Genomic DNA, 21246 nt, shown 5'->3' on the forward strand with positions numbered 1-21246 from the left:
ATATAATGAATAAAGCAGCCAAGCGGCTGCTGATTTTCATTCCAGTATATCATAATTTACCTCAGTTAGTCGTTTTTACTAATGGTTCATATGTTCGAACACATTTATGACAGCTCCCGGCTGAATGTGTACATTCATATAATCTACAGGATCGGTGCTGACTATTCGATCAATGCGAAACGTACGGCCACCGTCATGTTCAACCATCACATGTACACCATTGTAGATCATTTCTATTAAATTTGCCGTCTTCTCATGGTGATGAGGGAAAATTATTTCTTCAGGAACGATCGTGTAAAGCGTCATTGCAGAAGCCCCTCCTCTTCCCCGGCAATTTTTGGCCTTCTTTCTTCCATGAAGCTATTTAGTTTTCTCATGGCCTGGCCCACTCCTCCTACATCATCGATCATACCGATTTCAACTGCCTCGGCCCCGATAACATTCGTACCGATATCACGGGTCAAGTTTCCTTTGGCAAACATTAAATCCTTAAAACTTTCTTCCGTAACGTTGGAGTGGCGCGTAACAAATTTAATGACTCTTTCCTGCATCTTATCCAAGTATTCAAAGGTTTGAGGCACGCCAATGACTAGCCCTGTCAAACGAATTGGATGAATCGTCATCGTTGCTGTTTCTGCTATATAGCTATGGTCACACGAAACCGCAATCGGCACACCGATCGAGTGCCCTCCCCCAAGTACAATCGAGACGGATGGCTTTGATAGGGAAGCCAGCATTTCTGCGATTGCCAGTCCCGCTTCGACATCTCCTCCGACTGTATTTAATATGACAAGCAGCCCCTCTATATTGGGATTTTGTTCAATTGCCACAATTTGCGGAATAACATGTTCATATTTGGTCGTTTTATTTTGAGGCGGCAGCTGCATATGTCCTTCAATTTGTCCAATGATCGTCAAACAATGGATTTTTGAGTCTTGAGATAGTTGCGGAACATTAGTAGCCCCCAGCTGCTGGATCTTTTCGATTAAAGTTGAATTCTTACCTTCCTGCTTGCCTTCATTTTCATTTGGTAATGGTGCATTATCCACTATGCCAACCCCTTTCTCTTTTAGCCTATAGCTTTATTATGTCTCGAGTCTCGGACTTCATTCTTCAAGATATAAGAGTCAGAAAAAAGAACCCCTGACTGTTCAAATCAGGGGTTCCTTTCTTAATATTCCATTATGATCGGTAAAATCATTGGGCGGCGTTTCGTTTTTTCATAGAAGAATTGGTTTAACGCATCACGCATTTCCTGCTTCAGCGTGGACCAATCAAAAGGCTGGCGCGACCCATTTTTCTTTACGATTTCACTTACTATTTCAGTTGCTTCCGCAATCATTTTTTCTGATTCGCGAACATATACGAAGCCCCTTGAAATGATTTCAGGGCCTGCTGCAATGCTTTTATCCTGACGGTTCAACGTGACGACTACAATCAAAATGCCATCTTGGGATAACAAGCGACGATCACGAAGAACGATATTACCTACATCTCCAACACCGCTGCCATCTATCAGGATATTTCCTGCAGAGACTTTGCCGGAAAGCCCCATTTTATTGCCCTTTAGTTCGATGACATCCCCTTTTTCGGCAATTATGATGTTTTCACGCTTAATTCCCGCAGCAACCCCAACTTTTTGATGGGCATATAAATGGCGGTATTCCCCATGTACAGGGATTAAGAATTTAGGATTCATCAAATTGATCATCATTTTAAGCTCTTCCTGGCTGCCATGCCCTGTTACGTGCACTTTATATTTATTGGCAGATACCACTTCAGCACCTACCCTGTATAGCAAATCGACGGTTTTGGATAAAATAAGTTCACCGCCCTGCAGGGGTGATGCACTGATCAAAACGGTGTCTCCCTTTTTGATCGTTACCTGCTTGTGGGTCTGCTTTGCCATTTTTTGAAGTGCTGCAATGGGTTCGCCCTGATGACCTGTCGATAACACGACTATTTCACGGTCGTCATACTGGCCAATTTCATTAATCGGGATTATCAGCTCTTCTTCGACCTTTAAGTAGCCAAGATTCAAGGCTGTTTCATAAACTCGTTGCAGGCTTTTTCCTACAACTGCCACTTTTCTGCGACTTGCTGCCGCTGCATTGAAAACATGTTGAATCCGGTTGATGTTCGAAGCGAAGCACGCAACGATGATCCTTCCGGAGGCAGCATGGAAAGCCTCTGTAATATCTTTGGCCACAACTGCTTCTGAAGTCGTATAACCTGGCCTCTCGGCACCGGTACTATCCGAAAGCAGGCATAGGACACCATCTTCACCGATACTGGCCATCTTACCGATTTCCGGTTTATATAGATCCGTTGCTGCCTGGTCGAATTTGAAATCCCCTGTATAAACGATTGCACCTTCACGAGTGTGGATCACGACTCCGACGGAATCGGGAATACTATGGTTAGTCCTGAAAAAGGACACGGCTGCTTGAGGGAAACTTAAAAGGGAATCCGAATCGATTTCAGTGAAAGTTGCCCTACCGTTAAAGCCATCTTCCTTTAATTTCGTTTTGATTAAAGCAAGTGTAAGCTTAGTTCCATAAACAGGAGCTGGTAAATATTTCAAGACATAAGCAAGCGCTCCCATATGGTCTTCATGACCATGGGTTATGAATATCCCCTGCACCCGTTCCTTATTATCCATCAAATAAGAAATATCTGGGATAACCGCATCGATTCCGAGCATTTCGTCTTCCGGCAGCATTAATCCTGCATCAAGAAGATAGATGTCCTCGTTCACCTCAACGACGTACATATTTTTACCAAGCTCCCCTTGTCCTCCAAGAGAAATCACTTTTATTCCATTATTTTTATCTTTACCCAATCGAATATCCTCCTTAAAAAATCCCGTTCATAATTTCCCAATGATTTCATTATAACCGATGTTCAAAAAACATGACAACACTTACCATTTTCAGAGGGACTTTTTCATATAATTCAAAAAAACAACCTATTATGTAAGAGATCCTTTGTACTTTTACCATTTTCGATTGATCATAATAAAATCCAATATTTTATCCCGAAATCGGAAAGTATATCCCGTTCATATACATCATTATGTAAAAACAAGCCAATCTTCAACGATCAGCTTGTTCCGTGTCTTTTTATTTTTTTAATACCTTGGTTAATGCCAGGCGTTCCTGCTCCGTCAATGGCACGATTGGAAGTCTCACCGATCCAACGTCAATTCCATATAACTGAAGCGCTGTTTTGACAGGTGCAGGGCTTGGCGCTGCAAACAAACCTTTTATAAGCGGTAACAGTTCCTGATGCAGCCGGGCTGCCTCTTTCAAGTTCCCACTGATGAAGGCCTCCACTATTTTCTGCAACTCCTTGCCAGCAACATGTGAAGCAACCGATACTACACCCACACCGCCAATCGCCAATACCGGTAGTGTTAAAGCATCGTCCCCGCTATATAATGCAAAATCTTCATCCGTGCCGGCTATGATTTGGGTCATAGCGTTTAAATCCCCGCTCGCTTCCTTAACGGCTACGATATTAGGAATTTTCGAAAGCCGGATGATCGTTTCCGGTTCAATGTTAACTGAAGCGCGCCCAGGGATATTATATACCATAACAGGGAGCGTCGTACTGGCTGCAATAGCCTTAAAATGCTGGTACAGACCTTCTTGATTCGTTTTACTATAATACGGGGCAACCAGCATAATCGCATCGGCGCCATTTTGTTCCGCCTTTTTTGTCAACTCGATGGAAGCATACGTATTGTTGCTTCCTGTACCCATGATGATGGGCACACGTTTTTCAACAACCTTAGAAACATGACGCAATAACGCGATTTTCTCCTCCGAAGATAAAGTTGGAGATTCCCCTGTCGTTCCCGACAGCACAAGCGAATCGGTTCCATTCGTTAATAAGTAATTAACCAATGAAGTCGTCTTTTGAAAATCAATATTTCCCTTGCTATCGAAAGGGGTGACCATCGCGGTTGATACTCTACCAAATATCATCATCTAACACCTCTTTAATTTTTAAAACATTTACTTAATAAAAACCCTGATTATTGGACTTCCCCTTCATGCAATTGAAATGCATAGTGCAGGGAATTAACGGCTTCTATTAAATCTTCTTCTTTTACGAGTACCCAAATTGTCGTATGGCTGTCCGCTGACTGGAGAATGGCAATTTCCTTTTCGGAAAGCGCTGTGACAATCTTCGCTGCAACACCCGGTACTCCATTGATGCCTGCACCGACTACCGATACTTTGGCACAATTCCTTTCAATGACCGGTTCATGACCAAGCTCGGCCAAAATCGAGAGGGCAAGTTCTGTCATCTCTTCCGATACGGTATAAACTACACCACTTGGATATATATTTATAAAGTCAACTGAAATGGAGGCATTGGCCATCGCTTTGAAAACTTCAGCCTGTAGATTATATTGATCCTTTTTCGCACGGACCTTGATTTGAGTGATCTTTGGTACATGGGCAATCCCGGTCACAAGCCTTTCACGTATGTCACTGCCCTGGCTTCCCTTATTCACGCTTGTAACAAGGGTTCCCAAACCTTCGCTGTATGTTGACCTTATCCGAATCGGGACTTTCGCCTGCATCGCAATTTCAACAGCTCTCGGATGAATGACCTTCGCCCCTTGGTATGCCATGTTGCAAACTTCCGTATATGAAACGATTGATAATGGACGAGCTTGATCGGCAATGCGCGGATCTGCCGTCATGATTCCTTCCACATCCGTAAAAATATCGACCCGTTCAGCTTGCAATGCGGCACCTAATGCAGCTGCTGAAGTATCACTTCCACCACGGCCGATGGTCGTGATGTCACCATTTTTAGCAGCTCCCTGGAAACCTGCTACAACGACAACATCCTTCACCTCAAGTTCTTTCATGAGTCGATCGCATTTCATTTCGATTATTTTCGCACTGGAATAGTCGGTATTCGTCATGAATCCTGCTTGAGCTCCAGTATAAGCAACCGCATCAATACCATGTTCCAAGAGCATGTTAGTAAATACTACAGATGATATCGTTTCTCCGACAGACATAAGTAAATCCTGTTCTCGTTTTGAAAGGCTGGCTTTGGCTCCATTTACAAGGGAAAGTAAGGTATCCGTTGCATAAGGATCCCCTTTTCTTCCCATTGCTGAAACCACAACCACCACTTTATAGCCTTCTTTAATCGCTTTTTCGATATGCCCCTTGGCAAATGAACGGCTTTCCTCATCACGAACGGATGTCCCACCGTATTTCTGGACGATAATTTTCATAATATGCACCCCAAATATAAGCCAGCTCCCCGATCCGGGAAGCTGACAAAAACTCTCTATCCTTTATTTTTCTGTCGAGTTCATTAAGAATAAATTATTACTTAACGGTAACCAAACCTAATTTCAAAAGGCTTTCAGCAATTTGAACGGAATTCCAAGCTGCACCTTTTAATAGATTATCGGAAACCACCCATAAATGGAAGCCTTTATCTTCATCCAAATCTTTGCGAATCCGACCGACGAATACATCATTCTTGCCGACGGATGAAGCAGGTGTTGGGTAAACTTGTTGTTCCGGTTCGTCTTCCAATACTATTCCAGGTGCCGTTCTCATTAAATCCTTGATTTGAGAAGCCGCTATGCCTTCTTTTTCAACTTCAATGTATACAGATTCCGAATGACCTGTTACAACAGGAAGCCTCACGCAAGTTGCAGCCACTGGAAGGTCTTGCATATGCATGATTTTCTTTGTTTCATTAATCATTTTCATCTCTTCGAATGTGTACCCATTATCTTGGAATTTATCGATTTGGGGAATGACGTTAAATGCGATTTGGTAATGCTTTTCGTCCCCTTTTACCGGTAATATTTTCGGATCGATTTCTTTTTCATCAAGCAAGTCGCGAGCCTGTTCCTTTAATTCATTTATCGCTGCTGCACCTGCACCAGAAACAGCCTGGTAGGTAGAAACAACAATTTTTGACAAGCCATATGTCTGGCGGATAGGCTCTAATGCCACAACCATTTGGATAGTTGAACAATTCGGGTTTGCAATGATCCCATTATGCTGCTTCAAGTCTTCCTCATTTACTTCAGGAACGACTAGCGGCACATTTTCATCCATGCGGAAAGCGCTCGTATTATCCACCACTATCGCACCGCGTTTCACTGCTTCTGGAGCCAATTCCTTAGACACGCTTCCTCCAGCACTGAATAAAGCGATATCGATGCCTTCAAAGCTTTCAGGTTTTGCTTCCTGCACTTCGATTTCTTCGCCCTTAAACGTAAGTTTGATGCCTGCGGAACGAGCCGATGATAAAAAGATGATTTTCTTAATCGGTAAGTCCCTTTGTTCGAGTGTTGAAATCATTTGTTGTCCTACTGCTCCAGTTGCTCCCACAACTGCAATACGCAATCCCTGTGTCTCAGTCATTTATACATACTCCTTTTCTATCTCTTAAATTAGTTATTTGTTGGATTTATTACTTCTTGTTCAGAATATCATTTATTTTATCACATTAACATTCCAAAGGGTCGGACTTTAACAAAATATTCTGGTAGTGGAGTGGTTTTTTATAACTTCAACCTACAAATTTATGCATATATGTCAGTCGTTGAAAGCTAGATCCGTGGCAAAAACTTGTTCAGGCTAAATCATCCTTGAACCTTTCGACGATGACAGGTTGAATCTGTTCCCTCTCCAGTGCCGATATGATCGTATCCCTTATCATGCTCATCCTTGCAACCATGGAACTTGGTTTGCCTGTGGGATTATCCTGGCCATATGGAACAAAATAAATATCTTTTGCTGCCATCAGTCTCATTAGATTGACACCATTTAACCCAAGTGCATCATTTGTTGATATCGCGACAACGACAGGACGGTGATTCCTCATCGTCGCTTTTGCAGCCATAAGTACAGGCGAATCGGTAAGAGCATTTGCCATTTTACTCATTGAGTTACCCGTTAAAGGAGCGATCACCATACAATCGAGTGGCAATTTAGGTCCTAAAGGCTCCGCTTTGACGATTGTATCAACGACGTGATTCCCCGTCAATTTTTCTATCCTTTCGACCCAGTCTTCACCCTTTCCAAAACGGGTTTCCGTGTTTTGAACAGTCGATGTTACGATTGGGATGACTTCCGCTCCTTCATTTACAAGTTTTTCTATTTCCGGAAACACTTCATCATATGTGCAATGTGATCCTGTTAATCCGAAACCAATCCGTTTACCTTTGAGACTCATATCATTTTCCCCTTCCTTTTCAAGAACTCGCCTTGAATCAATAGTCCCAGTGCATTCGCTAATATCTGACCAGCTGTTTTCGGGGCAACTATACCCGGCAGGCTCGGTGCCAACAGCGCCTTAATTCCCCTTTTTTCAGCGTAACGAAAATCCGTCCCCCCCGGTTTTGAAGCAAGGTCGATGATTAATGTATGAACGGGCATATTAGCGATGACTTTTGCGGTAATTATCGGAAAAGGGATCGTATTGATACATATATCAACATTTTTCATTTCTGCAGCAAGATCATTTAAATGAAAAGGGGCTAATGCCATTTCACTGATCCTCGCTATATCTTCGCTTTTTCTTGCCCCCACCTTTACTTTTGCTCCAAGTGCCTGGAATGACCGGGCTACACTCATACCGACCCTTCCCAGTCCTAGAACGGCTACATTCGATCCATGGATAGTAAAATCCGTATGTTGAATGGCCATCATGATCGCACCCTCAACAGTGGGAATCGAATTATAAATAGCGACATCATCACGTTCGAACAATAGAACAAGCTTTCGATCCACTTTCTTGAATATCTCATCGAGGTAATCGTTACTGATTCCTGCATAAAAAGTACAATGTTCCGGGGTATTTTTTATCATTTCTTCAGTCAAAACAACCTCTTCACTGGAAAAGATCGTTTCTACTTTCCCATCTGAATCCGTACCCCGGACAGGTAAAATAACTGAATCTAATTCCTTGAAGTTTATATCTTCCATTTTTTCCTTAACCGCTCCGGTAAAAGCATGGTCGAGCTGTTCAAAACCTACCAATAATAGCTTTGCATCAAGCTCTGTCAGTTTACGGACAACTTCAAGCTGACGCGCATCTCCACCAATTACAGCGATTTGCATGCCTGTAAGCATTAAAACCGTCACCTTCTTTATATAAAAGATCCTAAACATTCCTTGCCTCGTGATACAATTCCTTCAGGAAGCAATTCGGTTTTTGCTACATTCTCTAGTTACCCTGCCATCTTATGTTTTTACTTAAAAAACGGTGATAAGAAAAGAAAAAACGCCATAGCTATTGCCAGCTAAGGCGTTTTCGAGAGTGTATTTCGAGAAGTTCCAAGGAGTATGAAGCGAGCGTCATTATCCGTCCATATGCTCTCCGTCTTTAAGTGAAAGTCCTTCCTGAAAATCAATGATGACCATATCCGCACCGATTTTTTTTATATGTTCCCATGGCACTCTTATTTCACTGCCATTCCTTAAAAGGCCGAACCATTTGACAGATGGAATGATCAACGAGGTAATTTGTCCAGTTTCATCTATTTCCAAATCCGTCTGACCAAGGATTCCTAATCTTTCCGCCCTATTCACATCGACTATTTCCTTACCGCTCAGTTCGCTCAACCTCAATTTTGGTTCCCCCTTTTTCGTCTTCTATTCAATCTATATCCGAAAAAGGTGAACTTAGAAGGCATTTAACCAAATATTGTCCATAACTCTGGACCCTCCCGCACTCAAAGAAAAAAAGCCTGACCTCCCAATAAAGGAAGGTTCAGACTTGTTCGTTATTATTTGTCCCAATTTTCCAGCGGGCTCACTAATGACAAGGAATGTTCCGTAAAGATCTGATTTGCCAATTCATTGACGGTATCCTCAGTCACTTCGTCGATCTTGATGATGATATCATCAAGGGAACGGTGCTCACCCAACATAAGCTCATTTTTTCCATTCCGGCTCATGCGGCTATTCGTGCTTTCAAGGCTGAGCATCAAGCTTCCTTTAAGTTGCTCTTTGCTATTCCTTAATTCCTTTTCCGTAATGCCATCCCTTTTTAAAGTATCCAATGTTTCCTGAATGGTTTCATACAGGCTGTCAAGCTGATTTGTGCCTGTCCCCCCATATACTGTCACCATACCGCTATCTTGATAGCTGGAATGATAAGAGTAAACGGAATAGGCAAGGCCGCGTTGCTCCCTGACGTCCTGGAATAGACGGCTGCTCATGCTTCCCCCAAGGATATTATTCAAGGTAATCAGGCTGTATGTTTTATCATTGCCGATTTCCAATCCGTTGTAACCAAGGCATAAGTGGGCTTGTTCCGTATCTTTTTTACGGGTGATCCTATTTTCGTGGAAGGAAGGTTTGACCAATTCAAGACGTTCTTCCCCTCCTTGATACGAGCCAAAGTAGCTTTCGACTTCATTGATCAATTTTTCATCCACATTCCCAGCAATGGACACGACTACCTTATCGGGTGTATACATGTCATGGACGTATTTTTTTAATGTATCACTATTGAAGGTTTCAAGCGTATTTTCCGTCCCTAGTATTGGATAACCAAGGGGGTGATTTTCATATACCGCCTTGCTTAAGAGGTCATGGACAATGTCATCTGGTGTGTCTTCGTACATTTTGATTTCTTCATAGACGACATTTTTTTCTTTTTTCAATTCTTCCCCATCAAATGTTGAATTGAAGAACATATCAGCCAGGATTTCAAGCGCATAGCTTGCATGGTTATCCATTACTTTAGCATAATAGCATGTATATTCTTTTGAAGTGAATGCATTCACCTGTCCACCGATACTATCGAACGATTCGGCAATTTCACGCGCATTTCTCTTAGTTGTCCCTTTAAAGAACATATGCTCCAGAAAATGTGAAACCCCATTCAATTCTGGCGTTTCATTCCTTGAACCTGTTTTGATCCATACTCCAATTGCCGCTGAACGTACAGTTGGAATATTTTCCAATACAATTCTAACTCCATTTTGACACGTGTATTTCTTAATCAACTAACATTCCTCCCAATCATTCTATGCTGCCATCGTTACCAATACATTATGGATTCGATCGCTCTTCATCTACAGCTTCCGAAACGGTAACTACATCTAAATCTTTCTTTTTTATTTCAATTATTAACGTTTCCAATGATTTTGCAGTAGATTCAGTCGGATGCATCAATATAAATGCTCCAGGGTGTACCTTAGAAAGCACTCTTTGTTGAAGGACTTCAGGGCTTGGCTTTTGCCAGTCGATCGTATCCACACTCCACATGGCGGTCTCCATACCGAAAGAATCCGCGATTTTGACCGTTTCATCCCGGTAGCTTCCACTTGGTGGTGCGAACCATTTCATTTTCAAACCTGTCACAGCTTCAATGACTTCATTCGTTTTTCGAATTTCCTCACGTGTAGCTTGTGCGGATATGTTTTTCATATCTGGATGTGAATAAGAATGATTTCCAATTTCGTGCCCGCCATCCTTAATCATCTTGGCCAATTCTGGATTTTTCTTGGTCCAATTACCTTCAAGGAAAAATGTGGCCTTGACATTATTCTTTTTTAACACGGCCAACATATCTTGTAGGTATTCATTCCCCCAGGCCACATTGATTAAAAATGATACCACTGGCTTTTCGGGATGGGCCCGGTAAATGGGAGCCGGATCCAGATCCTCCATATGTATCTTTGCAGGGACCTGCTGAAATACCAGCTTATTCTTATCGAACACGCCCTCCTTCTTCATGGCTTTATACGAATCATCAATATTTACCTTCAGGCCATTATATGCAGGAACGGTTTTCCAAACAGAATCTATTCGTGCATCCTGTGGTGCAATCTCATATTTTTTTGTTGATTCTTTTATTTGTAAAAGAAGCTCGTCTTCTTGCTTCATAGAAGCAACTGAATCATCGGTTAATTGGGTCAAATAAATTTGTGTATATGGATTTTGCACTAATAACCATGATATACCTGCAATGGCACTTATCGCAACTATCTGCTTCCATTTATTATTCATTTTTTACGCCCCCTTCATACCAAAATGTATGAAGAAAACGGACAAGGTAGAACATGTCATCCTTTTGACGCCATTCTCCCCATGGATATTCCAATACCTTTAAACAAAAAAAAGCATGCAGATTCACAAGGAATCGCATGCCGGATTTATATTTTTCATTACGATTGAGAAGGGTTGGCTGCCTCTTTTTGCTCTTTCAAGACTGCTTTACGGGAAAGGTTAACCCTTCCTTGCTTATCGATCTCAGTGACTTTGACCAATAATTCATCGCCAAGTGAAACGACATCTTCCACTTTTCCGACTCTTTCTTCAGCCAGTTCAGAAATATGTACCAAACCGTCTTTACCATTGAAGATTTCAACGAAGGCACCGAACTTTTCGATACGTTTAACTTTACCTAAGTATAGTTCGCCCACTACGACTTCACGTACGATATCTTCAATGATTTTCTTCGCTTTTTGAATCATTGGTTCATCAGTAGAAGATATGAATACCGTTCCATCTTGTTCGATGTCGATTTTCACGCCAGTTTCTTCAATGATTTTGTTGATATGTTTTCCGCTCGGTCCAATGACATCACGGATCTTATCCGGATTTATGGACATTGTAACGATTTTTGGAGCATATTTGGATAACTGCTCACGCGGTTGATTGATCGTTGACATCATTGATTCCAAAATGTGCATCCGGCCATGTTTGGCTTGAAGTAAAGCTTCTTCAAGAATCTCTCTTGAAAGTCCTTCAATCTTAATATCCATTTGTAGGGCAGTAACACCTTTTGAAGTCCCTGCGACTTTAAAGTCCATGTCTCCCAGATGATCTTCCATACCTTGAATATCCGTTAAGATTGTATAGTGCTCACCTGATTTGACTAGTCCCATGGCAATACCGGCAACTGGAGCTTTCAATGGAACTCCGGCATCCATCATTGCCAAAGTGCTTGCACAGATACTTGCTTGTGATGTTGATCCGTTCGATTCAAGGACTTCAGATACAAGTCTGATTGTATATGGGAAGTCTTTATCGTTAGGAATGACAGGCTCCAATGCTCTTTCACCAAGTGCACCGTGACCGATTTCACGGCGTCCTGCCCCACGGATAGGACCAGTTTCACCTACACTGAAATGCGGGAAATTATAGTGATGCATAAAACGTTTTGACTCTTCGGTCCCAAGTCCGTCCAGAATCTGCACATCACCAAGTGCACCTAATGTACAGATGGATAGCGCTTGGGTTTGTCCGCGTGTGAACAATCCGGAACCATGTGTACGGGGCAGAATGGTGACTTCAGATGATAATGGTCTGATTTCGTCAGGATTACGGCCATCCGGGCGCACTTTTTCTTCCGTGATCAAACGGCGGACTTCGGATTTAACCAATTTATTAAGGATTTCTTTAATTTGCTTTAATTTTTCTTCATCAGTTTCTTCTTCATAATGAACCAGCACACGATCTTTTACTGCTTTGATCGCGTCTTCACGAGCATGTTTTTCCTGAACTTGTACAGCTTTGTTCAAGTCAGCTTCACATAGGCCTTTCACTTCTGCTTCCAGTTCCGCATCCACTTGGTATAAAGTTACCTGCATTTTTTCCTTGCCGATTTCAGCAACGATTTTCTCTTGGAATGCAATGATCTTCTTAATTTCATCATGTCCGAACATGATTGCTTCAAGCATCGTTTCCTCTGGTACTTCATTCGCTCCGGCTTCAACCATGTTGATGGCATCTTTAGTGCCGGCAACCGTCAGATTGATGTCACTTTTAGCTAGTTGGTCAACAGTAGGGTTAATAATGAATTCATTATTGATTCTCCCCACTACAACTCCAGCAATCGGACCTTCAAACGGAATATCGGAAACTGAAAGTGCAAGGGAAGAACCTAGCATGGCTGCCATTTCCGTAGAGCAATCTTGATCGACACTCATGACCATGCTGATGATCTGAACATCGTTCCTGAAGCCATCGGCGAAAAGCGGACGGATTGGACGATCGATTAAACGGCTTGCAAGAATTGCCCTTTCACTCGGTCGTCCTTCACGTTTGATGAAGCCTCCCGGAATTTTACCGACTGCATAAAGTCTTTCTTCATAGTTGACTGTCAAAGGGAAGAAGTCAACATTTCTAGGTTCCTTCGAAGCTGTCGCAGTACTTAATACAGCAGTTTCTCCATAACGGACTAAAACTGCCCCGTTCGCTTGTTTGGCTAATTGCCCTATCTCTACCGTTACATTACGGCCGGCCCAGTCAAATGAATACGTATGTTTTTCCTGTCCCATTTATTAAACCCCTCTCTGAATCTTCACTTAGAGGCTTAGTTTACCTAAACCTGTATTGGATTAAATCATTTATATGTGAAAGTAACTGAACTCGAGTTAAAACCAAACTATTCCTATTATGCACGAAAAAAACAAGCATTAACAGTAAAATGAATAAAAATTTCATTCATTTGATTATGTATATCCTGATCATTTATAAATGGAAAAGGACCCGGCTCCTGCCGAGTCCCAAGGACGAAGGCCCAGCCTTAAGTAGAACACGTCCAAATCATTTGATTAACACCAAAAAAGCGGGAAATTTCCCGCCTTCCTGAAAAAATTATCTACGTAGACCTAATTTGTTAATTAGTGTACGGTAACGAGTAACGTCTTTGTTACGTAGGTAAGTTAAAAGATTACGACGTTTACCTACCATTTTTAGAAGACCGCGACGTGAATGGTGGTCTTTTTTGTGTGTGCGTAAGTGATCGTTCAAGTTGTTGATTTCTTCTGTTAATACTGCGATTTGAACTTCTGGAGATCCAGTGTCAGTATCGTGAGTTCTGAATTCTGCGATAAGTTCGTTTTTGCGTACTTGTGTAATTGCCATGTTATTATTCCTCCTAAAATTCTGTAAAATCACCTATTACCGAGCCAGCGTCGGAGTCTCGACTAGCCAAGCAATGGTTATTTTCATACATACAATAGAATACATGTTTTTCATCAAAATTGCAAGTCTTGTCTTTTATGCTTCAAGCTTTGCAAAATAGGCTATTGCATTTTGCTTATCCGTTTCGATCTGAGCGACCAATGCTTCAAGTCCGGAAAATTTCTGCTCACTCCGAAGTCTTGTATGCCATTCAACCGAAACCTGGTCGCCATAAATATCTCCCGAGAACTCCAAGGCATGGACCTCTACAGTGGGATATTTAGGTTTTTCTTCGTGGAACGTAGGTTTGTATCCGACATTGCAAACCCCATTATACCATTTACCGCTTATTTTGATCCTGACTGCATACACGCCTGCAGCAGGGAAGATATAATCGTCACTTACTTCAATATTAGCGGTGGGGAAACCCAACTTCCTGCCCCGCTTTTCACCGTGAACGACATGACCTTTTGTTAAATAGCGTCGTCCAGCCAAATGATAAAAGTCGGAAAAGTTGCCATTACCGAGAGTTTCCCTGATTCTCGTCGAGCTAACCTTTTCATCTTCAAGTGTCTGTTTTGCAACGACTGTCTGCGAAAATCTGCCCTGTGCGTAAACAGGCAAATCTTCCATCGACCCTTGACCATAGCGACCGTATGAATAATCAAAGCCTGCAACTACATGACGGACATTCAGCCCGGCAATGTATTCGTCAACGAACCGTTCCGGCAGTACCGAAGCAAATTCCTTGCTGAAATGGACAATGAATAAATAATCGATCCCCATCGACTCTATGATATCCACCTTATCTTCAAGTGGAGTGATATAGCGGATATTTTCCGTTTTCCTACCCAGTACTGCAGAAGGGTGCGGGTCAAATGTCATGACTGCTGACTTAAGATTCATTTCATCGGCTTTTTGCTTGGCGGCTTGAATGACAATTTGATGGCCTTTATGTATGCCATCAAAAAATCCAAGCGCCATTACAAGCTCGGGAAAATCATCCGTATTAAATTGATGAGGATGCTCTATTGCGATCACTTTCACCTTTCAATCTCCTCTTTCCGGCGGTAAAACGGTCTATAATTCTTGTGCCAATACTTTTACAGGTTTAATTAATCCCTCTTTTGTCGGATGTATTTGATAAATGGCAATGGCCTTATCTGCTGGATCGACCATCACAAATGGCATTCCTTTTTCAACAACAACATCCTTTGTTTGTTCCAATACCGCGCCGTTAAGTACTTTCTTTGCTACTTTATCACTAATCGGAAATTTGGGCAAATGAAATAATCCCCGCTCCAAAGGCAACAGAAATTCATCCGTTTGACCATTTTCCATGAACTCTTCCACTTCAGAAAATGTGAAACAGTCCTCCTGCTTAAAACCTGCTGATTCAATACGCGTCAAGTCTGACATATGAGCAGGAAAACCCAGTTCTTCACCCATCATGACTGCAAGTGTCCGAATATACGTTCCTTTGCTGCAATTTACACGAAAACGAAAAGATATGGTTTCCCCTTTAAATTCAGAACGATCATCGAGAAGGGTAATATCATAGATGGTGACCTCCCTTGTCGGCCTCTCCACATCTATCCCTGCACGGGCATATTCATATAATTTCTTCCCGTTTACCTTTACCGCTGAAAACATCGGCGGCGTCTGTTCAATTTTTCCAGTCAATGATTCAAGCACTTCCAGAATCCGTTTACGCTGAATCACTTGATCAATCTTTTTCTCTTCGACTTTTTCGCCGCTTGCGTCTTCAGTTGTCGTTGAAAAACCAAGGGTCACTTCCCCTTCATAAGCTTTACCGGCTTCTGTCAGATATTCGGCTATCTTTGTTGCCCTGCCAATACAAATAGGTAAAACCCCTGTTACATCAGGATCTAAAGTACCTGTGTGCCCAACCTTTTTTGTCTTTAATATCTTTCTTAATTTAAAAACACAATCATGGGATGTTAATCCCTTGGGTTTCCATAATGGAAGAATACCGTTCACGCTTTCACCTCATCTTTTATAAAACACCTTAAACGATTATGAATACTTTCCCGAAAGGTGTTTTTCCTTTTTTCATATTCGGTTTCAAAAAAAAGAGACCGACTTCAAGAAGTGCAAAGCACTTATTGAGTCGGCCTCCTTTTACTGCTTGCTTATTCCTCGTCTTTTTCAGCCGGTTTATCCTCTGAATTGATTTGGGAAATCAACGACTCGATACGATTACCATAATCGACCGATTCATCAAATTCAAAAAACAGCTCAGGGGTTTTGCGCAGGCGGATTCGCTGCCCAATTTCTGAACGCATGAATCCTTTTGCCTTAGCTAGACCTTGCAGGGTTTTCTCCCTTTGTTCCTGGTCACCCAAAACGGAAATATAAACTGTTGCCTGTTGTAAATCGCCTGTAACCGCGACATCCGTCACTGTAACAAATCCGATTCTTGGATCTTTAATTTTTCGGCCGATAATTTCACTCAGCTCTTTTTTCATTTGTTCGCCAACACGATTTGAACGAAGGCTCATAATATCACCTCGATAGCCTAAAGCCAGTCTATATCTGTTATTGTTCGCTCTAGTTCCGGAAAAGAATCTAGAAATTTAAGGGCATTTTGAAGTTCCCGTTCAGTAGCCTTCCTTGAGGATGTTACGGTTACGATTGAAATCTTTGTCCGCTGCCATAAATCCTGAAAATCGGTCTCTGCTACAGAAATATTGAACTTCTGCTTAAGCCGTGTCATGACACGCTGAAGCACGGCCCTTTTTTCTTTTAAAGAATGGGTGTCATGGATGATGCATTCACATTGGACGGAGCCAACGATCATTTACGTTCGATCTCTTCCATTACATACGCTTCAATTACATCGCCTTCTTTAAGGTCGTTGTAATTTTTAATCGTAATACCGCACTCATAGTTCGTTGCCACTTCTTTAACATCATCTTTAAAACGTTTCAATGCATCAATTTCACCTTCGTAAATGACGACACCTTCACGAATTAAGCGAATTCCGCTATCACGTGTAATTTTTCCTTCTGTAACGTAAGAACCGGCAATCGTGCCTACCTTGGATACTTTGAAAGTCGTACGAACCTCAGCCTGACCGATAATTTTTTCTTCGAATTCAGGGTCAAGCATCCCTTTCATAGCCGACTCGATCTCTTCGATCGCTTTATAGATGATGCGGTGTAGACGGACATCAACATTTTCTGATTCAGCTGCACGCTTCGCATTCACGTCAGGACGGACGTTAAATCCGATGACGATTGCATTCGAAGCTGTAGCAAGGATGATGTCAGACTCTGTAATGGCACCAACGCCTATGTGAATGATTTTCACTTTAGCGCCTTCCACCTCTATTTTATTCAGGGAAGCGGCTACTGCTTCCGCAGAACCTTGAACATCAGCTTTTAGAATGATGTTCAATTCTTTAATTTCCCCTTCTTTCATTTGTTCGAACAAAGTATCTAGGGTTACACGGGATTTCTCATTACGTTGTGAAGCAAGTTGTCTCTGTGCACGCACTTCCCCAACTTGACGGGCCGTTTTCTCATCTTCAAAGACGATGAAACGATCGCCGGCTTGCGGCACTTCGTTCAATCCAGTGATTTCAACCGGTGTTGAAGGACCTGCATCCTTAACACGGCGTCCAAGATCGTTGACCATCGCACGAACACGTCCGAATGTATTACCGATAACAATCGGATCCCCGATTTTCAACGTTCCGTTTTGAACAAGCAATGTGGCAACCGATCCGCGCCCTTTATCCAGGCGTGCTTCGATAACCGTTCCATTTGCTTTACGAGCTGGATTCGCTTTATACTCCTCCACTTCACTGACAAGAAGAATCATTTCAAGCAAGCTATCGATACCCTCACCGTTCTTAGCTGAAATTGGTACGAAAATTGTGTCTCCGCCCCATGCTTCAGAAACTAAACCATGTTCTGTCAATTCTTGCATGACACGGTCCGGATTGGCAGCTTCTTTATCCATCTTATTGACAGCGACGATAATTGGAACTTCTGCCGCTTTAGCATGGTTGATCGCTTCAATCGTTTGAGGCATAACGCCATCATCCGCAGCGACGACAAGAATGGTGATATCGGTAACTTGTGCACCGCGGGCACGCATTGTTGTAAACGCAGCATGACCTGGTGTATCAAGGAATGTTATTTTCTTATCGTTAACTTTAACTTGATAAGCACCGATATGCTGAGTGATTCCGCCCGCTTCGCCTTCAGTGACTTTTGTATGGCGTATAGAATCAAGCAATGTCGTTTTACCATGGTCAACGTGCCCCATGATCGTCACGACAGCCGGACGTTCAATCAAATCTTCAGAAGCATCCTCAGTTACAAGTGATTCAAGGTCTGTTAGATCGACACGAATCTCTTCTTCGGCCACTACACCGTATTCCGCACAAATCAATTCAATTGCATCTTTATCCAAAGTTTGGTTGATTGTTGCCATAACACCAAGCATAAAGAGCTTTTTAATGATTTCAGAAGGTTCACGGTGAAGTTTTTTTCCAAGTTCCATAACCGTCAAAGACTCATAAAACGTAATTTTCTCTGGAAGTTCTCTTTCTTTACGTTTTGTAACAGGTGCCTGAGGCGCTTGTTGTCTTTGTTTATTATTTTTATTCTTGTTATTGCGACCCTTGTTGAACTGGCCGCCAGTTGGTTTTTTCGTCCCTACAGGTTTAACTGGTGGTTTCTTCTTCAGTTTTTCTTTATTGACAGTGCTCTTTTCATCCGCTTCGGCTTCGTACTTCGCAACCGTAGCGTTAGCTTTTGGCTCTTGGCTTTTATCTTCGTTTTTAGGTTTGATTGAATCGTTTAATTTATTTACAGTTGAATCGTCTAATGCTGTCATATGGTTTGTTACCTCTATATTCATTTCTTTAAGTTTATTTATTACATCCTTGCTTGAAACGTTCTTTTGTTTTGCATATTCATATACACGCAATTTTGTCATACGTTCACCCCCGTAAAATTTAATCGAGCAGCGTTCGGAGTTTTTGTGCAAAACCTTCATCCAGAACTGCGACGGCAACTCTAGCATCCTTACCTATCGCATGGCCGAGCAATGACCTGCTTTCGACTCTTTTTAAAGGAACCTGATAAAATGCGCACTTATCAGATATTTTTTTTTCAGTGTTTTTTGAAGCGTCCGCGGATAAAATAACAACTTTGGCATTACCGCTTCTAATCTCTTTAACCACTAATTCTTCACCCGAAATTAGCTTGCGTGCTCGATTGGCCAAACCTAATAGAGACATCCATTGTTGTTGTTGGGTCATGGTGTTAGTTTTTCTCCTTATTCACTAATTCGAGCAATTGTTCATAAAGGGAAGAATCGATTTGGGTACTAAGGTGATTAGCCAGCACATTTTTCTTTTTGGCCAGCTCGATAACATCCCGATCAAGAGTCAAATAAGCTCCCCTTCCAGATTTCTTACCGGTCGGATCCAGGCTGACTTCCCCTTCTTTAGATCGAACGATGCGAATGAGTTCTTTCTTCGGCTTCATTTCGCCTGTTGCCACACATTTACGCATCGGGATTTTTTTTCGGTTATTCATCTTTTTTCACCTCGAATTACTCGTTATCCTCTTCGAAATCTGTTTCCTCTTCAGTAACATAACTATCTCTGCTCAAAAGGAATTCCTGTTCTTCCACAGGATATATACCAGCTTCGCGGGCTTCCGTTTCACTCTTGATATCAATTTTCCAGCCTGTAAGCTTGGCAGCTAAACGGGCATTTTGTCCACGCTTACCAATTGCCAGGGAGAGTTGATAATCCGGAACGATTACAGTCGTCGCCTTTTCCTCTTCTTTAACAATGACCTCAAGTACTTTTGAAGGGCTTAAAGCATTCGCAACGAAAATGACCGGGTTCTCCGACCATTTGACGATATCGATCTTTTCACCTTTCAATTCGTTGACGATGGCCTGAACACGCTGGCCTTTTTGGCCTACACAGGAACCGACAGGATCGACTTCTTCGTTATCGGAGTGCACGGAGATTTTTGAACGGTCGCCTGCTTCGCGGGCAACTGACTTGATCTCGACTGTCCCATCGAAAATTTCAGGCACTTCGATTTCGAATAAACGTTTTAAAAGGCCAGGATGTGAACGGGATACAAAAATTTGCGGACCCTTGGAAGTCTTTTCAACTTTAGTGATGAAAACTTTAATGCGGTCATGCGGTTTATATTGTTCATTCGGCATTTGCTCATTCACCGGGAGCAAAGCCTCGATTTTACCTAAGCTCACATAAATGAATCGGGAATCCTGGCGTTGAACGATACCAGTCATGATATCCTCTTCACGATCGATGAATTCGGCATAAATGATGCCCCGTTCCGCTTCACGCACCCTTTGAGTGACGACTTGTTTTGCTGTTTGTGCAGCAATACGGCCGAAATCCTTAGGTGTTACTTCCATTTCGACAACATCCTCTAACTGATAGTTGGGATCAATTGCTCTTGCTTCTTCAACAGAAATTTCCAGACGCGAATCGAACACTTCGTCAACAACGTCTTTTCTGGCAAATACACGCATTGTTCCTTTACCAAGATTCAAGTCGATACGTACATTTTGTGCTTGGTTAAAGTTACGGCGATATGCCGATATAAGGGCAGATTCAATCGCGTCGATCAAAACCTCCCTGGAAATTCCTTTTTCGTTTTCTAAAATATAGAGAGCATCCAATAACTCATTGCCCATGGTGATCCCCCTTACGGATATTTAAATTAATGATTTGCTTGACTTAAGCGAAGGTAATCGCCAATCTTGCTTTGGCTACCTTTTCGAATGGTATGACGATCGTTTTCTTTCTTGTCTTGATTCTGACTTCGAGTGTCACTTCTTCACCATCGAAACTGGTTAAGATTCCTTCGAATTCTTTTTCATCTAAAATGGGCTCGTATGTTTTTATGTAAACATTTTTACCGATAGCATTAAGGAAATCCTTCTCTTTTTTCAGAGGCCTTTCAGCTCCGGGTGATGAAACTTCGAGAAAATAATTTTGTGGAATCGGATCAACCTCATCAAGCTTTTCACTGAGTTTTTCACTCACATTTCCGCAATCATCAATATCTACGCCTGTTTCTTTATCAATGTACACTCGAAGGAACCAGCTTTTACCTTCCTTCACATACTCCACTTCGACTAATTCAAGCTGCAATTCTTCTAGAATTGGTAATGCTAATTCCTCTACGACTTCCGTTACCTTTTTACTCATTTGTTTCCTCCATACGTGCGTTGTATGCGCTTGGTTTCGGATTCAAAATAAATGGTCATTACAACACGAAAGAGTGGGTTT

The 21246-nt window shown here is 42.1% G+C and carries 22 protein-coding genes; all 22 read right to left on the reverse strand.

Annotated elements, in window-relative coordinates; genetic code table 11:
• Positions 1–78 precede the first annotated feature (78 nt).
• Positions 79–306 (reverse strand): YlzJ-like family protein, encoded by a 228-nt coding sequence (locus tag AC1DIV_RS12725; RefSeq protein WP_340875786.1) that lies wholly within the window; start codon positions 304–306, stop codon positions 79–81.
• Positions 303–1049 (reverse strand): ClpP family protease, encoded by a 747-nt coding sequence (locus AC1DIV_RS12730; protein ID WP_034313566.1) that lies wholly within the window; start codon positions 1047–1049, stop codon positions 303–305. Before AC1DIV_RS12730 ends, AC1DIV_RS12725 begins: the two co-directional genes overlap by 4 nt.
• A gap of 122 nt (positions 1050–1171) precedes the next feature.
• Complete coding sequence (locus AC1DIV_RS12735) at positions 1172–2842, reverse strand: ribonuclease J (protein WP_477576527.1); 1671 nt, start codon at positions 2840–2842, stop codon at positions 1172–1174.
• Positions 2843–3122: 280 nt separating this feature from the next.
• Positions 3123–3992: a 4-hydroxy-tetrahydrodipicolinate synthase gene (gene dapA, locus AC1DIV_RS12740; protein ID WP_048684746.1), complete on the reverse strand. Its 870-nt coding sequence runs from the start codon at positions 3990–3992 to the stop codon at positions 3123–3125.
• Positions 3993–4039: 47 nt separating this feature from the next.
• The gene (gene dapG / locus AC1DIV_RS12745) at positions 4040–5266 is read right to left on the reverse strand and encodes an aspartate kinase (protein WP_063596245.1); all 1227 of its coding nucleotides are present in this window, start codon (positions 5264–5266) and stop codon (positions 4040–4042) included.
• A gap of 97 nt (positions 5267–5363) precedes the next feature.
• Positions 5364–6419: an aspartate-semialdehyde dehydrogenase gene (asd, locus tag AC1DIV_RS12750; protein WP_053534389.1), complete on the reverse strand. Its 1056-nt coding sequence runs from the start codon at positions 6417–6419 to the stop codon at positions 5364–5366.
• A gap of 211 nt (positions 6420–6630) precedes the next feature.
• Complete coding sequence (locus tag AC1DIV_RS12755; RefSeq protein WP_034313581.1) at positions 6631–7233, reverse strand: dipicolinate synthase subunit B; 603 nt, start codon at positions 7231–7233, stop codon at positions 6631–6633.
• Complete coding sequence (gene dpaA / locus AC1DIV_RS12760) at positions 7230–8132, reverse strand: dipicolinic acid synthetase subunit A (RefSeq protein WP_048684752.1); 903 nt, start codon at positions 8130–8132, stop codon at positions 7230–7232. The genes AC1DIV_RS12755 and dpaA overlap by 4 nt, the downstream gene beginning before the upstream one ends.
• A 228-nt stretch (positions 8133–8360) precedes the next feature.
• Positions 8361–8630: a YlmC/YmxH family sporulation protein gene (locus tag AC1DIV_RS12765; RefSeq protein ID WP_048684753.1), complete on the reverse strand. Its 270-nt coding sequence runs from the start codon at positions 8628–8630 to the stop codon at positions 8361–8363.
• Positions 8631–8788: 158 nt separating this feature from the next.
• Complete coding sequence (locus tag AC1DIV_RS12770) at positions 8789–10015, reverse strand: M16 family metallopeptidase (RefSeq protein ID WP_034313588.1); 1227 nt, start codon at positions 10013–10015, stop codon at positions 8789–8791.
• A gap of 46 nt (positions 10016–10061) precedes the next feature.
• Positions 10062–11021, reverse strand: a complete 960-nt coding sequence (locus AC1DIV_RS12775; RefSeq protein WP_340875781.1) for a polysaccharide deacetylase family protein — start codon at positions 11019–11021, stop codon at positions 10062–10064.
• A 158-nt stretch (positions 11022–11179) separates the two neighbouring features.
• Complete coding sequence (gene pnp, locus AC1DIV_RS12780) at positions 11180–13297, reverse strand: polyribonucleotide nucleotidyltransferase (protein WP_034313594.1); 2118 nt, start codon at positions 13295–13297, stop codon at positions 11180–11182.
• A gap of 319 nt (positions 13298–13616) precedes the next feature.
• Positions 13617–13886, reverse strand: a complete 270-nt coding sequence (gene rpsO / locus AC1DIV_RS12785) for a 30S ribosomal protein S15 (RefSeq protein ID WP_034313598.1) — start codon at positions 13884–13886, stop codon at positions 13617–13619.
• A 135-nt stretch (positions 13887–14021) separates the two neighbouring features.
• Positions 14022–14972 carry a bifunctional riboflavin kinase/FAD synthetase gene (gene ribF / locus AC1DIV_RS12790; protein WP_251538995.1) on the reverse strand — a complete coding sequence of 317 codons (951 nt, stop codon included), beginning with the start codon at positions 14970–14972 and terminating at the stop codon, positions 14022–14024.
• A 33-nt stretch (positions 14973–15005) separates the two neighbouring features.
• A complete protein-coding gene (gene truB / locus AC1DIV_RS12795; protein ID WP_340875780.1) occupies positions 15006–15926 on the reverse strand; it encodes a tRNA pseudouridine(55) synthase TruB in 921 nt (306 codons plus the stop codon).
• Between the two features lie 152 nt (positions 15927–16078).
• The gene (gene rbfA, locus AC1DIV_RS12800) at positions 16079–16447 is read right to left on the reverse strand and encodes a 30S ribosome-binding factor RbfA (RefSeq protein WP_034313607.1); all 369 of its coding nucleotides are present in this window, start codon (positions 16445–16447) and stop codon (positions 16079–16081) included.
• 17 nt (positions 16448–16464) lie between these two features.
• On the reverse strand, positions 16465–16746 hold the full coding sequence (locus AC1DIV_RS12805; protein ID WP_034313609.1) for a DUF503 domain-containing protein: 282 nt from the start codon (positions 16744–16746) through the stop codon (positions 16465–16467).
• Positions 16743–18896, reverse strand: a complete 2154-nt coding sequence (infB, locus tag AC1DIV_RS12810) for a translation initiation factor IF-2 (RefSeq protein WP_048684762.1) — start codon at positions 18894–18896, stop codon at positions 16743–16745. Before infB ends, AC1DIV_RS12805 begins: the two co-directional genes overlap by 4 nt.
• A 19-nt stretch (positions 18897–18915) precedes the next feature.
• The gene (locus AC1DIV_RS12815) at positions 18916–19221 is read right to left on the reverse strand and encodes a YlxQ family RNA-binding protein (RefSeq protein WP_034313614.1); all 306 of its coding nucleotides are present in this window, start codon (positions 19219–19221) and stop codon (positions 18916–18918) included.
• A gap of 4 nt (positions 19222–19225) precedes the next feature.
• Entirely contained in the window at positions 19226–19501 is a 276-nt protein-coding gene (gene rnpM, locus AC1DIV_RS12820) for an RNase P modulator RnpM (protein WP_034313617.1), read from the reverse strand.
• 16 nt (positions 19502–19517) lie between these two features.
• Positions 19518–20648, reverse strand: coding sequence for a transcription termination factor NusA (gene nusA, locus AC1DIV_RS12825; protein WP_048684764.1), 1131 nt, complete (start codon positions 20646–20648; stop codon positions 19518–19520).
• Positions 20649–20691: 43 nt separating this feature from the next.
• Positions 20692–21165: a ribosome maturation factor RimP gene (gene rimP, locus AC1DIV_RS12830; RefSeq protein WP_048684765.1), complete on the reverse strand. Its 474-nt coding sequence runs from the start codon at positions 21163–21165 to the stop codon at positions 20692–20694.
• Between the last annotated feature and the right edge of the window lie 81 nt (positions 21166–21246).

It is taken from the genome of Peribacillus sp. 05N428 (assembly GCF_056397085.1).

What these genes read in the sequence shown, in the direction of transcription:
- dapA (WP_048684746.1), bottom strand. Translation starts at nt 3,992, where the DNA reads ATGATGATATTTGGTAGAGTATCAACCGCGATGGTCACCCCTTTCGAT.
- AC1DIV_RS12815 (WP_034313614.1), bottom strand. Translation starts at nt 19,221, where the DNA reads ATGACCCAACAACAACAATGGATGTCTCTATTAGGTTTGGCCAATCGA.
- rpsO (WP_034313598.1), bottom strand. Translation starts at nt 13,886, where the DNA reads ATGGCAATTACACAAGTACGCAAAAACGAACTTATCGCAGAATTCAGA.
- rbfA (WP_034313607.1), bottom strand. Translation starts at nt 16,447, where the DNA reads ATGAGCCTTCGTTCAAATCGTGTTGGCGAACAAATGAAAAAAGAGCTG.
- AC1DIV_RS12775 (WP_340875781.1), bottom strand. Translation starts at nt 11,021, where the DNA reads ATGAATAATAAATGGAAGCAGATAGTTGCGATAAGTGCCATTGCAGGT.
- dapG (WP_063596245.1), bottom strand. Translation starts at nt 5,266, where the DNA reads ATGAAAATTATCGTCCAGAAATACGGTGGGACATCCGTTCGTGATGAG.
- infB (WP_048684762.1), bottom strand. Translation starts at nt 18,896, where the DNA reads ATGACAAAATTGCGTGTATATGAATATGCAAAACAAAAGAACGTTTCA.
- asd (WP_053534389.1), bottom strand. Translation starts at nt 6,419, where the DNA reads ATGACTGAGACACAGGGATTGCGTATTGCAGTTGTGGGAGCAACTGGA.
- nusA (WP_048684764.1), bottom strand. Translation starts at nt 20,648, where the DNA reads ATGGGCAATGAGTTATTGGATGCTCTCTATATTTTAGAAAACGAAAAA.
- AC1DIV_RS12725 (WP_340875786.1), bottom strand. Translation starts at nt 306, where the DNA reads ATGACGCTTTACACGATCGTTCCTGAAGAAATAATTTTCCCTCATCAC.
- pnp (WP_034313594.1), bottom strand. Translation starts at nt 13,297, where the DNA reads ATGGGACAGGAAAAACATACGTATTCATTTGACTGGGCCGGCCGTAAT.
- AC1DIV_RS12805 (WP_034313609.1), bottom strand. Translation starts at nt 16,746, where the DNA reads ATGATCGTTGGCTCCGTCCAATGTGAATGCATCATCCATGACACCCAT.
- rnpM (WP_034313617.1), bottom strand. Translation starts at nt 19,501, where the DNA reads ATGAATAACCGAAAAAAAATCCCGATGCGTAAATGTGTGGCAACAGGC.
- rimP (WP_048684765.1), bottom strand. Translation starts at nt 21,165, where the DNA reads ATGAGTAAAAAGGTAACGGAAGTCGTAGAGGAATTAGCATTACCAATT.
- dpaA (WP_048684752.1), bottom strand. Translation starts at nt 8,132, where the DNA reads ATGCTTACAGGCATGCAAATCGCTGTAATTGGTGGAGATGCGCGTCAG.
- AC1DIV_RS12755 (WP_034313581.1), bottom strand. Translation starts at nt 7,233, where the DNA reads ATGAGTCTCAAAGGTAAACGGATTGGTTTCGGATTAACAGGATCACAT.